This window comes from Cellulomonas sp. T2.31MG-18 (genome assembly GCF_964266755.1).
In the GTDB taxonomy this organism is placed as follows: Bacteria; Actinomycetota; Actinomycetes; order Actinomycetales; family Cellulomonadaceae; genus Cellulomonas.
The window spans coordinates 224,683-237,033 of record NZ_CAXWGW010000002.1; the positions used below are offsets into that span (position 1 = coordinate 224,683).

Here is a 12,351-nt window from a genome sequence, read left to right on the forward strand (position 1 = left end):
CCGACCAGGGCGTGCAGGGCCGATCCGAAGCTTCGCGCGTCAGACGCGGGCGACGAGGTCGGCGACCGACCCCACGACCTCGGTGGGCCGGTACGGGTACCGCTGCACGTCCTCGGCACGCGTCGACCCGGTGAGCACCAGGAAGGTGCGCAGCCCCGCCTCGATGCCCGCCACCATGTCGGTGTCCATCCGGTCGCCCACCATCACGGTGGTCTCGGAGTGGGCGTCGATCCGGTTGAGGGCCGACCGGATCATCATCGGGTTCGGCTTGCCGACGAAGTACGGCTTGCGCCCGGTCGCCGCCGAGATCATCGCCGCCACCGCTCCCGTCGCCGGCAGGTCGCCGTCCGCGGACGGGCCCGTCACGTCCGGGTTGGTGGCGATGAACCGGGCGCCGCCCTGGATCAGCCGGATCGCCTGGGTGATCGCCTCGAACGAGTACGTCCGGGTCTCACCGAGCACGACGAAGTCCGGCCGGCTGGCCGTCAGCGTGAAGCCCGCCTGGTACAGCGCCGTGGTGAGGCCGGCCTCGCCGATCACGTAGGCGGAACCACCGTCGGGCGCCTGGTCCACCAGGAACTGCGCCGTGGCGAGCGCCGACGTCCAGATCGCCTCCTCCGGCACCTCGATGCCGCTCGCCGCGAGCCGGGCGCGCAGGTCACGCGTGGTGAAGATGGAGTTGTTCGTCAGGATGAGGAACGGCCGGCCCTTCTGCTGCAGGGCACCGACGAACTCGGCCGCTCCGGCCAGCGCGCGGTCCTCGTGGACCAGCACACCGTCCATGTCGCACAGCCACGAGGCGATCTCGCGCGGTGCCTGCACGTCAGGCCTCGTCGCGGTCCAGCGCCGTCGCCGGCGCCCCGTCGGCCGCCTCGAGCGTGGCCAGCCGGGCGACGCGCGACCGGCGCCGAGCGCGCCACGCCTCGACGAGCACCGGGGCCACCGAGACCAGCACGATGAGGACCAGCAGCACCTCGATGTTCTTCTTGATGAAGGTGATGTTGCCCAGGCCGTAGCCGAGCCACGTCACGCCGCCGGCCCAGAGCACCACGCCGATGCCGTTGTAGAGGGCGAAGTGCGAGTACCGCATCCGGCCCACGCCCGCCGCGACCGACGCGTACGTCCGCACGAAGGGGATGAACTGGGCGATCACCAGCGTGCGGCCGCCGTACTTGTCGAAGTACGCGTACGTCTGGTCGATGTGCTCCTGCTTGAAGATCTTCGAGTCCGGCCGGCTGAACACCCGGGGCCCGAGGGTGCGCCCGATCCAGTAGCCGCACTGGGTGCCCGCGTAGGCGGTCAGCACCATGATCAGCGACAGCCACCAGATGGACGGCAGGTGCGAGCCGCCGTGGGCCACCAGGGCACCCGCGGTGAACAGCAGGGAGTCTCCCGGCAGGATCGGGAACAGCAGCCCGACCTCGATGAACACGATGGCCATCACGCCGATCAGCGCGGCGGTGCCCAGCGAGCTGATGATGTGCTCCGGGTCCAGGAAGCTCGGGCCGAGCGTGTGCACCGCTCCGGCCGCCAGGGCGGACGCGGTCAGCACGACGTGCCGCGGCTGGGACGAGAGGTCACGGGGCGCATGGCCCTCAGGGTACGGCGCGGGGTGGTCCCGAGCCGTGGTGCCCGCGTGGCGGTCCTGTGCGGCCGCCAGGCCCCGGGTCCTGGTTTCGGCCCTTCCGTGGCGTGGAAGACTTCGGGGGAACGACTTCAGGACCCGACGAAGCAGGAGAACCAGCGATGCCCATCGCGACCACCGAGGTCTACGCCGAGCTGATCAACCGCGCCAAGGCCGGCGGTTTCGCGTACCCCGCCGTGAACGTCACGTCGTCCCAGTCGGTCACCGCGGCCCTCCAGGGCTTCGCGGAGGCCGAGAGCGACGGCATCATCCAGGTCTCGGTCGGCGGCGCGGAGTACGCCTCCGGCTCGACCGTCAAGGACCGCGTCGCCGGTTCGCTGGCGCTGGCCGCCTACGCCCGTGAGGTCGCCAAGGGCTACCCGATCACGGTCGCCCTGCACACCGACCACTGCACCAAGCAGAACCTGGACAGCTGGGTCCGCCCGCTGCTGGCCCTCGAGGCCGAGCAGGTGAAGAACGGCCAGGAGCCGACCTTCCAGTCGCACATGTTCGACGGCTCGAACATCCCGCTGGACGAGAACCTGGTCATCGCGGCCGAGCTGCTCGAGCTGTCGCAGAAGGCCCGCACCATCCTCGAGATCGAGGTGGGCGTCGTCGGTGGCGAGGAGGACGGCCACGCGGCCGAGATCAACGACAAGCTCTACACGACCCCCGAGGACGGCCTGAAGACCGTCGAGGCCCTCGGCTTCGGTGAGAAGGGTCGCTACCTGACGGCCCTGACCTTCGGCAACGTGCACGGCGTCTACAAGCCGGGTGCCGTGAAGCTGCGCCCCGCGATCCTGGAGGAGATCCAGAAGGTCGTCGGCGCCAAGGTCGGCAAGGACAAGCCGTTCGACCTGGTGTTCCACGGCGGTTCCGGCTCCACGGCCGAGGAGATCGCGGCCGCCGTGAGCTTCGGCGTCGTGAAGATGAACATCGACACGGACACGCAGTACGCGTTCACCCGCCCGGTGGTCGGCCACATGTTCAGCAACTACGACGGCGTGCTGAAGGTGGACGGCGAGGTCGGCAACAAGAAGGCGTACGACCCGCGCGCCTGGGGCAAGCTGGCCGAGGCCGGCATGGCGGCTCGCCTGGTCGAGGCCGCCCAGCAGCTCGGCTCCGCGGGGCACAAGCTCTGAGGTCGGTCTGACGACGACGAAGGCCCGGGACCTGATGGTCCCGGGCCTTCGTGCGTCCGGAGCGGGAGCCGGTGCGACGGGCTCGACCGTGGCGTCGTGGGGCGCCGTGCGGCGGTCGCGAGCAGGGCTCAGGCGGTCGGTGCGCCGCCGCCGAGCGGCTCGAACGGGGCGCTCTGGTCGTCGTCCACGATGTCGAGCAGCTCGCCGATGCGGGTCACCTCGAGCAGGAACCGCACCGTGGGGGGCACCCGGAGCAGCCGCACGCGGTGCTGGCTGCGGATGGACAGCCGGGCGAGGAACGCCACGCCCGACGAGTCCATGAACGTCACGTGGTGCGCGTCCACCTCGATCGGCAGCCCGCGCTGCTCGGCCTCGGACGTCGCCTCGGCCAGCTCGGCACCGAGGTCGGCGTCGACCTCGCCCGAGAGCACGATGCGCGTGCGGTCCGCGCCGACGATCACCTGGACGGCGCCGGGCTCCCCGACGACCTCTGCTGCCTGGGTCTGCTCGTCCGGCGTGGGGCTGTTACCGTCTCGCACGATGCTCCTTCCGGCCGGACGTGCTGGGGCTGCTGTCGCTGGGTCCCGCGGCACGTGCTCCTGGCGCGAACGCTAGACGATCGGAGGTGGTGGTGGTCAATCTACCGGCCACCTCGCACCCGGCGGTCCCCGGCACGGGTGAGAGCACCCAGGAGCTGGTGGCGCGGGCGGTCGCCGCGAGCGACATGCCGATGCTGGTGCTCGACGCCTCTGTCGACGGTCTGGGGGTGCTGTGGGCCAACCCTGTCGCGTCGATGCGTACGGGGTACGCGCTCGACGCCATGCGGGCGGCGGCGCACGGCCTGCTGGCGGACCCGCGCGTCCGGGTGCTCGACGGTGCCGAGGGTCACCTCGACGAGGCGCTGCGCGGCCGGCGGCCCGTCGAGCTGTCCGTGGAGGTGCGCCGTCCCGACGGGACGGTGCTGCTGTGCTCCGCCCAGCTCGCCCCCGTGCGCGGCGGACCGCGCACCGACGTGTGGGTGGCGGTGCTGCGGGACATCGGTGGTGAGCTGTCGCGCGAGGCCCGGCGGGCCGAGGAGGTGGCCGAGGAGCGGCGGGAGCGGCAGGCGCTGTCCGTCGTCGCCCAGGTGTCCGACCTGCTGGTCGACGTCGACGACCCGCACGCGCTGGGCGAGATCGTCGCGCTGCTGCGGTCCACGACCGTCGACTGGGCCGCGTTCTACCTCAACGACGGCGGTCTGCGAGCCGCCGACGGCATCGAGCCGGACCGTCCGCCGACCGGCTTCGGCCGTCGGCACCTGGCCCCCGACGTGCCGGCCGACCGTGCGGCACCCGCCGCCGAGCTGGCTGCCGACCCGGTGCAGCAGCTGCTGGACGGCCACAGCGAGCGGCCGGTCGAGCTCGACCTGTCGGAGGATGCCGGGCACGTGCCGGGGAGCGCCAGCGACTGGCTCGCGCGGCACGGTCGGCCGTCCGACGGCGAGCCGTACGTCGTCGTGTACCCCGTGTCGGGCCGGCGGAGGGTGATGGGGCTGCTGGCGGTGCGCGGGCGTTGCGGCAACGGGCTCGCCGGGCTGGACGGCTCCACGCGGACGGTGCTGGAGCTGACGGCGCGCCGGGTGGGTCTCTCGGTGGACAACGTGCGGCTCTACGAGCGGGAGCACCGGCTGGCCGAGGCGCTGCAGCGGGCGATGCTGCCGGAGCAGGCCGAGGTCGAGGGCCTCGACGTGTGGACGTACTACGCGCCCAACTCCGCCAACGTGCAGGTGGGCGGCGACTGGTACGACGTGCTGCAGATCGCGCCCGACGTGGTCGGCGTGGTGATCGGCGACGTGGTGGGCCACGACGTGGAGGCCGCGGCCACCATGGGGCAGCTGCGGTCGGTGGTGCGCTCGTACGGGTTCGACGTGACGGTTCCCGGGCCGGTGCTCGAGCGGGTGGACCAGCTGGTCGCCGGGCTGCGGACGCCGCGGTCGGCCGCGCTGGTGTTCTCGACGCTGACCAGGGCGGACGACCGGTGGGTGCTCGCCTACTGCCGCGCCGGCCACCTGCCGATGCTGCTGGTGCGGCAGGGTCACGCCCGCCCCCTGTCCGACGCGGCCGGCCCGCTGGTCGGGTTCGGTGGCGGTGCGCGGGCCACGGCCACGGTGGAGCTGGAGCCCGGCGACGCCCTGGTGTACTTCACGGACGGGCTGATCGAGCGGCGGGACCGCGGGCTGCGCGAGGGGCTCGCGGCGCTCGTCGACGCGGCGGCAGCGGTGACGGCCACGGACTCGGCCGGCATCGGGGAGGACCTGCTGGTCCGGCTCGCCGACCAGCCGGAGGACGACGTCGCCGTCGTCGTCGTCCGCGTGCCCGACGCCGCCGAGGTGACGGACTCCCGTCCCAGCCCCCGTCGTCGGCGCTGGGCGCTGCCCAACGAGGCCGCGTCCATCGGGCGGGCCCGGCACGCGGTGGTGCGCACCTGTCAGGCCTGGGACATCGCCGACGCGGCGAACGCCGAGCTGGTGGTGTCCGAGCTGGTGGCCAACGCCGTGCTGCACGGCTGGGGCCGGGTGGCCCTGCAGCTGTACGACACGGGTGACGGCCTGCGCATCGAGGTCGAGGACGCCAACCCGACGCCGCCGGTGGCCACGGACGGGCACCCGGGTCGCGTGGGGGGGTTCGGCATGCAGATCGTCGAGCGGCTGTCCGACTGGGGCTGGCGCCCGGCGCGCGGCGGCAAGGTGGTGTGGGCCAAGCTGCGGCCGGGGTCCCTCCCCGAGACGGCGGCGAGCTCGACGACGAGCCGCACGGCCGACTGAGGTCAGGCGTTCGGGCGCTGGAACGCGGACGTCGCCACCGAGTCGCCGCAGTCGTGCTCCGTGTCGATGCGGAACATGTCCAGGGCGCCGCACACCTCGAGGACGAACAGGTCCCGGGGGTCGGCACCGCGCAGCACCGTCGCGCCGCCACGCTTGCGACCGGAGTCCGCCAGCGAGATGAGGAACGCCGCGCCGGTGGAGTCCATGAACGTGACGCGGCACATGTCGATCACCAGCAGCTGCCGGCGAAGGCCGACCACGCGTGCCGTGATCTCGGGGAACTGGTCGCGCTCCGCGAGGTCCAGGTCGCCCGCGATGGTGAGCGTCGTCGTCGCCGCGGACGTGGAGATCTCGATCACGACGGGTTTCCTCCGGTTCGGGCGGTGGCCCGGTGCGACGGGCGGTGCTCGGTGCGACTGTAGGTCGGGCCCTCGTCGGACGCGAGCGGGGGCTGCCCGGGTCGGGGTCCCAGGGCGCCGGGCGATAGCCTCGTGCGGGAGACGGGCCGGCTGCCGCCCGTGACCCTGTGGTCCACCTACCTGCGAGGCAGCGCGGAACGGGGACAAGCATGCCTGCCGTCGTGGTGCTCGGGGCCCAGTGGGGCGACGAGGGCAAGGGCAAGGCGACCGACCAGCTCGCCGCGCGCACCGACTACGTCGTGAAGTTCAACGGCGGCAACAACGCCGGCCACACGGTCGTCGTCGGGGGCGAGAAGTACGCGCTGCACCTGCTGCCGTCCGGCATCCTCACGCCCGGCGTGGTGCCGGTGATCGGCAACGGCGTCGTCGTCGACCTCGAGGTGCTGTTCCAGGAGATCGACGCGCTCGAGCAGCGCGGTGTGGACACGTCGGCGCTGCTCGTCTCCACCGCCGCGCACGTCATCCCGCCGTACAACCGCACGCTGGACAAGGTGACCGAGCGGTTCCTCGGCAAGCGACGGATCGGCACCACCGGCCGCGGGATCGGGCCGACGTACTCGGACAAGATCAACCGCATCGGCATCCGCGTGCAGGACCTGTTCGACGAGCACATCCTCACGCAGAAGGTCGAGGGCGCCCTCGACGGCAAGAACCAGCTGCTGGTCAAGGTCTACAACCGCCGCGCGGTGACGGTCGAGGAGACCGTCGAGGACCTGCTGCACTACGCCGAGCGGCTGCGCCCGCACGTCGCCGACACGCCCCTGGTGCTCAACCGGGCGCTCGACGAGGGCAAGACCCTGGTGTTCGAGGCCGGCCAGGCGACCATGCTCGACGTCGACCACGGCACCTACCCGTTCGTCACCTCGTCGTCCGCGACGGCCGGCGGCGCCTGCACCGGGTCGGGCGTCGGCCCGACGCGCATCGACCGCGTGGTGGCCGTCGCCAAGGCGTACACGACGCGGGTCGGCGAGGGGCCGTTCCCCACCGAGCTGCTCGACGCGGACGGTGAGTGGCTGCGCACCACCGGCGGCGAGTTCGGCACCACCACCGGCCGGCCGCGCCGCACGGGCTGGTACGACGCGGTGGTCGTCCGGTACGCCGCCCGCGTGAACGGCCTGACCGACCTGGTGCTGACCAAGCTCGACGTGCTGACCGGCAAGGAGAAGATCCCGGTCGCCGTGGCGTACGACGTGGACGGCCGCCGGGTGGACGAGATGCCGGCGGACCAGTCCGACTTCCACCACGCCACGCCCGTGTACGAGTACCTGGACGGGTGGACCGAGGACATCACGGGCGCGCGGACGTTCGAGGACCTGCCGGTGGCGGCGCAGCGGTACGTCGAGCACCTCGAGCAGATCAGCGGCGTGCGGGTGTCGTCCATCGGTGTCGGCCCGGGCCGCGAGGCGACCGTCGTGCGGCACGAGCTGCTGGACTGACCGCACCCGCCGGACTGCCCCGCTGGACGGCGCCGGGCGGGCGCCGGGGCGGCCGTTACGCTCGGCCGTCGTGGAGATCCTCGTCGTCGGCACCGGTGCCCGTGAGCACGCGATCGTGCGTGCGCTGTCGCTCGACCCGGCGGTGACCGGCCTGCACGCCGCCCCCGGCAACCCGGGGATCGGCGCGCTGGCGCAGCTGCACCCGGTGGACGCGCTCGACGGTGCTGCGGTGGCGGCGCTGGCGACCGAGCTGGGTGTGGACCTCGTCGTCGTGGGCCCGGAGGCGCCCCTGGTCGCGGGCGTGGCGGACGTCGTGCGGGCCGCGGGCATCCCGGTGTTCGGGCCGTCCGGCGCGGCGGCGATGCTGGAGGGGTCCAAGGCGTTCGCCAAGGACGTGATGGCGGCGGCCGGGGTCCCGACGGCGGCGGCGCGCGTCGCCACGACGGTCGACGAGGTGGCCGCGGCGCTCGACGAGTTCGGCGCCCCGCACGTGGTGAAGGACGACGGGCTGGCCGCCGGCAAGGGCGTGGTGGTCACCTCCGACCGGGACGCCGCGCTGGCGCACGCCGCCGAGTGCCTGGCCAAGCCGGGCGGCCGCGTGGTGGTCGAGGAGTACCTCGACGGCCCCGAGGTGTCGCTGTTCGTGCTGAGCGACGGCGTCGACGTGGTGCCGCTGGTGCCGGCGCAGGACTTCAAGCGCGTCGGGGACGCGGACGCCGGCCCGAACACCGGCGGCATGGGTGCGTACTCGCCGCTGCCGTGGGCGCCGGCCGGTCTGGTGGACGAGGTCGTCGAGGCGGTGGCGAGGCCGACCATCGCGGAGATGGCGCGGCGGGGGACGCCGTTCGCCGGTGTCCTGTACTGCGGGCTCGCGCTGACCAGCCGCGGGGTGCGCGTCGTGGAGTTCAACGCCCGGTTCGGCGACCCGGAGACGCAGGTGGTGCTCGCCCGGCTCCGCACGCCGCTGTCCGGCGTGCTGCTGGCGTCCGCGACCGGGCGGCTCGGCTCGATCGAGCCGCTGACCTGGGACGACGGTGCGGCCGTCACCGTGGTGGTCGCCTCGCACGGGTACCCGGTGCAGGCCCGCAGCGGCGACCCGATCACCGGGATCGCCGACGCCGAGCAGCTGCCGCAGGTGCACGTGCTGCACGCCGGCACCGCGGTGGACGCCGACGGGCACCTGGTGTCGGCCGGCGGCCGGGTGCTGTCGGTGGTCGGCACCGGCGCCACGCTGACCGCCGCGCGAGAGGCCGCGTACGCCGGCGTCGCCGCGATCGACCTGCCCGGGTCGCACCACCGGTCGGACATCGCGCTGGCGGCGGCGCAGGGCGTCTGAGCGCGACTCGCTGCCCCGCGTCAACGAATGGTTGACGCGCGCGTACGCGTCAAGCAATGATTGACGCATGACGACGTCCGACCCGACCCGTCCCACCCTCCGCGAGCACCTGGCCGCCGCGCTCGACGCGGCCGAGCCGGACCTCGCCGCCCGGCTCGAGCACGAGCCCGGCTCGCACCTCGACCTGGTCCGTCTCGCTCGGGCGGCGTACGACGAGACCGGTCAGCTGCTGGTCGCCGCCGTCGGCTCGGCGCGCTCGGCGGGCTGCACGTGGGAGCAGATCGGCGACGTGCTGGGCATGACGCGACAGGCCGCGCAGCAGCGCTACGGCCGGCGCGACGAGCTGCCGGACCCGGCGGAGTCGACGGTGGAGGCCGCGCCGCACCGGCGGCAGCTGCTGACGCCGCTGACGGCGTTCAACGAGATGCGGGTGCTGGAGCGCGCGGGCCGGTACGGCTGGCACGCGGTCGCCTACGGCCCCCTGTTCTTCGAGGTCGAGGAGTCCGACCAGCAGTGGGAGCACCACCGCTCCTACGTCGGTGCGGGGCCCCTGCGGTCGGGGGACGGCTGGCAGCGCATCGGGACGATGTGGTTCCCGTGGGTCTACTGGAAGCGGCCGCTGGGCGTGGCGCCGCTGCCCGGCCTGCGGGACGTGCGGGACCTGCTGCTGCCCTGACCAGGGACGTCGTCGTTCCCGACCCGTTCCGTCACCGGCGCTGCTGCGCGGCGGACGGCCGTGCGGCGCCCGCGACGCCTGAGGGAGGATGACGGCCATGGCGGATGCGGTGGACCTGACCGGCTGGACGCACGCGTACTCGGGCAAGGTGCGCGACCTCTACGTGCCGGCGGAGGACCCGTCGGGCGCGGCCATCTTCGAGCGGTACGGCGACGTGGTGCTGGTGGTGGCCAGCGACCGGATCTCCGCCTACGACCACGTGCTGAGCCCCGGCATCCCCGGCAAGGGCGTGGTGCTGACCCAGCTGAGCCTGTGGTGGTTCGAGCAGCTCGCCGCGATCGTGCCGAACCACGTCGTCTCCACCGAGGTCCCGGCGGCGGTGGCCGGACGGGCGATGATCTGCCGCCGGCTGACCATGTTCCCCGTCGAGTGCGTCGCCCGCGGGTACCTCACCGGCTCGGGGCTGGTCGAGTACCGGACCAACGGCCAGGTGACCGGCATCCCGCTGCCTCCCGGCCTGGTGGACGGCTCGCGCCTGCCGGAACCGATCTTCACGCCCGCCACCAAGGCCGAGTACGGCGAGCACGACGAGAACGTGCCGTTCGCGGCCGTCGCGGACCTGGTCGGCCGGGACGCCGCCGCAACGCTGCGCGACCTGACGCTGGCGGTCTACGCCCGTGCCGAGCAGATCGCCCGCGAGCGCGGCGTCATCCTGGCGGACACCAAGCTGGAGTTCGGCACCGACCCGGTGACCGGGCAGATCACCCTCGGCGACGAGGTGCTCACCCCGGACTCCTCCCGGTTCTGGCCGGCCGACGAGTGGGAGCCGGGGCACGCGCAGCCCAGCTTCGACAAGCAGTACGTGCGCGACTGGCTGACCTCGGACGCCTCCGGGTGGGACCGCGCCGGCGACGCCGAGCCGCCGCAGCTGCCGGCGGAGGTGGTCGCGCGGACCCGGGACCGGTACCTCGAGGCGTACCAGCGCATCACCGGGTCGCCGCTGGTGGTGCCGGAGGCCTGACGACGACCCGTTCGGCGGGCGGACGCCCTGATCGGCTCGTGGGGACCCCGCTCTAGGATGGGCGCCGACCCCCGTTCGCCACGCCCGTCTGGAGCTGCTGTGGGACTCGTCGTCGTCGACGTCATGCCGAAGCCCGAGATCCTCGACCCGCAGGGCAAGGCCGTCGCCGGCGCACTGCCGCGCCTCGGGTTCGCCCAGTTCGTCTCGGTGCGGCAGGGCAAGCGGTTCGAGCTCGAGGTGGACGGGCCGGTCACACCGGAGGTGCTCGAGGCGGCGGCCGAGGCTGCGCGGCAGGTGCTGAGCAACCCGGTTATCGAGGACGTGGTCAACGTGGCCGACGCGGAGGCTGCGGCGACCGGGGCCGACGCCTGATGACCCGCATCGGAGTGGTGACGTTCCCGGGCACGCTGGACGACCGGGACGCGGCGCGGGCCGTCCGCCTGTCGGGCTCCGAGGCGGTGTCGCTGTGGCACGCCGACGAGGACCTGCACGGCGTGGACGCCGTGGTGCTGCCGGGCGGCTTCTCCTACGGGGACTACCTGCGCGCCGGGGCGATCAGCCGCTTCGCACCGGTCATGACGTCGATCGTCGAGGCCGCCGGCAAGGGGATGCCGGTGCTGGGCATCTGCAACGGGTTCCAGGTGCTCACCGAGGCGCACCTGCTGCCCGGGTCGATGGTGAAGAACGACCACCTGCACTTCGTCTGCCGCGAGCAGCAGCTCGAGGTGGAGAACGTCGACACCCCGTGGACGCGCGAGTACACGCGTGGCGAGGTGATCACCGTCCCGCTGAAGAACCAGGACGGGCAGTACGTCGCGGACGAGCACACGCTCGACGAGCTCGAGGGGGAGGGCCGTGTGGTGTTCCGCTACCGCGGCTGGAACCCGAACGGCTCTCGCCGGGACATCGCCGGCATCTGCAACGCGGCGGGCAACGTCGTCGGCCTGATGCCGCACCCGGAGCACGCGGTGGAGCCCGGCTTCGGGCCGGACGGCGCTCGCGGACCGCGCACGGGGACCGACGGGATGCGGTTCTTCACCTCGGTGCTGCACACGCTCGTCGGCTGACGCCGCTGGGTGCGGGGCCGCTGTCGCGCGGCCGCGCGCGGTTGCCCGGGCGCTACTTCGACAGCCCCGCCACCAGGTTGACCAGCAGCGCCAGGATCACGGTGCCGAACAGGTAGGACAGCAGGGCGTGCACCTGCGCGGTGCGGCGGAAGGCCGACGCCTTGAGGTCGGTGTCCGAGATCGCGAAGCTCATCCCGACCGTGACGGCGATGTACGTGAAGTCGGTGTAGCAGGGCGGCTCGCTCTGGTGGAAGTCGATGCCGCCGTCCGGGCCGGTGTAGTACATCCGCGCGTAGCGCAGCGCGAACATCGTGTGGATCGCGGCCCACGACGCGAAGATCGCCGCCAGCACGGTGGCCATGCCGAGGGCGCCGGCCTTCTTCTCGGCACCGGTCCAGACCAGGGCCACGCCGGACAGGCTCGCGATCGCCGCCGTGAGCACGATGAGGTGCGCCGCGAACCGCTCCGGCTCCTCGCGGGTGGCGTGCGCGGCGGTCTCCGTGGCGTTCATCGGCACGATCACCAGCCACGTCCACAGGGTCGACAGCAGGCCGGTGGTCGCCCAGGCGCCCATCAGGGCCGCCACGGCCGAGTCCCACGTCAGCGCCAGGCCCACGGCGACGCCCGCGACGGCGGAGACGGCGATCCGGATGCCGGGGCGCACGTCGAGCCACCCGCTGAGCCGGCGCAGCCGGCGGCTCTGGGCGGGATCCGTGGAGTGGTGGTCGGCCATGGGAGCAGTCAACCGCCTGCCGGCCCGCGCGGCCCGCGGCGGGCCGGGTGGCGGGCTGGCGACCGGCCTAGAGTCGTGAGCAGGGCCGCCGTGC

At 73.2% G+C, this 12,351-nt stretch carries 13 protein-coding genes; 8 read left to right on the forward strand and 5 right to left on the reverse strand.

The features are described 5' to 3' along the window. Positions 1 to 39: 39 nt before the first annotated feature. Positions 40 to 783 (reverse strand): HAD-IIA family hydrolase, encoded by a 744-nt coding sequence (locus ACFQTY_RS08860; protein WP_378100705.1) that lies wholly within the window; start codon positions 781 to 783, stop codon positions 40 to 42. 40 nt (positions 784 to 823) lie between these two features. Continuing rightward, positions 824 to 1,552 carry a DedA family protein gene (locus ACFQTY_RS08865; RefSeq protein ID WP_378099513.1) on the reverse strand — a complete coding sequence of 243 codons (729 nt, stop codon included), beginning with the start codon at positions 1,550 to 1,552 and terminating at the stop codon, positions 824 to 826. A gap of 194 nt (positions 1,553 to 1,746) precedes the next feature. Here ACFQTY_RS08865 and fbaA point away from each other — a divergent pair, with 194 nt between their 5' ends. Then, entirely contained in the window at positions 1,747 to 2,766 is a 1,020-nt protein-coding gene (fbaA, locus tag ACFQTY_RS08870; RefSeq protein WP_291761274.1) for a class II fructose-bisphosphate aldolase, read from the forward strand. Positions 2,767 to 2,894: 128 nt separating this feature from the next. Here the strand turns inward: fbaA and ACFQTY_RS08875 are convergent, their stop codons facing one another. Then, the gene (locus tag ACFQTY_RS08875) at positions 2,895 to 3,305 is read right to left on the reverse strand and encodes an STAS domain-containing protein (RefSeq protein ID WP_378099516.1); all 411 of its coding nucleotides are present in this window, start codon (positions 3,303 to 3,305) and stop codon (positions 2,895 to 2,897) included. Positions 3,306 to 3,391: 86 nt separating this feature from the next. Here ACFQTY_RS08875 and ACFQTY_RS08880 point away from each other — a divergent pair, with 86 nt between their 5' ends. After that, positions 3,392 to 5,569 carry a SpoIIE family protein phosphatase gene (locus ACFQTY_RS08880; RefSeq protein ID WP_378099518.1) on the forward strand — a complete coding sequence of 726 codons (2,178 nt, stop codon included), beginning with the start codon at positions 3,392 to 3,394 and terminating at the stop codon, positions 5,567 to 5,569. 2 nt (positions 5,570 to 5,571) lie between these two features. Here the strand turns inward: ACFQTY_RS08880 and ACFQTY_RS08885 are convergent, their stop codons facing one another. Beyond that, positions 5,572 to 5,928, reverse strand: coding sequence for an STAS domain-containing protein (locus tag ACFQTY_RS08885; RefSeq protein WP_378099520.1), 357 nt, complete (start codon positions 5,926 to 5,928; stop codon positions 5,572 to 5,574). Between the two features lie 209 nt (positions 5,929 to 6,137). Between ACFQTY_RS08885 and ACFQTY_RS08890 the strand changes: the two genes are divergently transcribed. From ACFQTY_RS08890 to purQ, 6 genes are all read left to right on the forward strand, one after another. After that, a complete protein-coding gene (locus tag ACFQTY_RS08890; RefSeq protein WP_378099522.1) occupies positions 6,138 to 7,424 on the forward strand; it encodes an adenylosuccinate synthase in 1,287 nt (428 codons plus the stop codon). Between the two features lie 70 nt (positions 7,425 to 7,494). Continuing rightward, on the forward strand, positions 7,495 to 8,760 hold the full coding sequence (gene purD, locus ACFQTY_RS08895; RefSeq protein WP_378099524.1) for a phosphoribosylamine--glycine ligase: 1,266 nt from the start codon (positions 7,495 to 7,497) through the stop codon (positions 8,758 to 8,760). A 67-nt stretch (positions 8,761 to 8,827) separates the two neighbouring features. Continuing rightward, on the forward strand, positions 8,828 to 9,436 hold the full coding sequence (locus ACFQTY_RS08900) for a hypothetical protein (RefSeq protein ID WP_378099526.1): 609 nt from the start codon (positions 8,828 to 8,830) through the stop codon (positions 9,434 to 9,436). A gap of 97 nt (positions 9,437 to 9,533) precedes the next feature. Next, entirely contained in the window at positions 9,534 to 10,457 is a 924-nt protein-coding gene (locus ACFQTY_RS08905; protein ID WP_378099528.1) for a phosphoribosylaminoimidazolesuccinocarboxamide synthase, read from the forward strand. A 99-nt stretch (positions 10,458 to 10,556) separates the two neighbouring features. Continuing rightward, positions 10,557 to 10,829 carry a phosphoribosylformylglycinamidine synthase subunit PurS gene (gene purS / locus ACFQTY_RS08910; protein ID WP_378099530.1) on the forward strand — a complete coding sequence of 91 codons (273 nt, stop codon included), beginning with the start codon at positions 10,557 to 10,559 and terminating at the stop codon, positions 10,827 to 10,829. Continuing rightward, positions 10,829 to 11,524 (forward strand): phosphoribosylformylglycinamidine synthase subunit PurQ, encoded by a 696-nt coding sequence (purQ, locus tag ACFQTY_RS08915; protein ID WP_378099532.1) that lies wholly within the window; start codon positions 10,829 to 10,831, stop codon positions 11,522 to 11,524. The genes purS and purQ overlap by 1 nt, the downstream gene beginning before the upstream one ends. Before the next feature lie 52 nt (positions 11,525 to 11,576). Here purQ and ACFQTY_RS08920 read toward each other — a convergent pair whose 3' ends face one another. After that, entirely contained in the window at positions 11,577 to 12,257 is a 681-nt protein-coding gene (locus ACFQTY_RS08920; protein WP_378099534.1) for a DUF1345 domain-containing protein, read from the reverse strand. Positions 12,258 to 12,351: the final 94 nt, after the last annotated feature.

Bases quoted from the DNA above. Each gene is read 5' to 3' on its own strand.
- purQ (WP_378099532.1), top strand. From the start codon at position 10,829: ATGACCCGCATCGGAGTGGTGACGTTCCCGGGCACGCTGGACGACCGG.
- ACFQTY_RS08920 (WP_378099534.1), bottom strand. From the start codon at position 12,257: ATGGCCGACCACCACTCCACGGATCCCGCCCAGAGCCGCCGGCTGCGC.
- ACFQTY_RS08905 (WP_378099528.1), top strand. From the start codon at position 9,534: ATGGCGGATGCGGTGGACCTGACCGGCTGGACGCACGCGTACTCGGGC.
- ACFQTY_RS08860 (WP_378100705.1), bottom strand. From the start codon at position 783: ATGGACGGTGTGCTGGTCCACGAGGACCGCGCGCTGGCCGGAGCGGCC.
- ACFQTY_RS08890 (WP_378099522.1), top strand. From the start codon at position 6,138: ATGCCTGCCGTCGTGGTGCTCGGGGCCCAGTGGGGCGACGAGGGCAAG.
- fbaA (WP_291761274.1), top strand. From the start codon at position 1,747: ATGCCCATCGCGACCACCGAGGTCTACGCCGAGCTGATCAACCGCGCC.
- ACFQTY_RS08900 (WP_378099526.1), top strand. From the start codon at position 8,828: ATGACGACGTCCGACCCGACCCGTCCCACCCTCCGCGAGCACCTGGCC.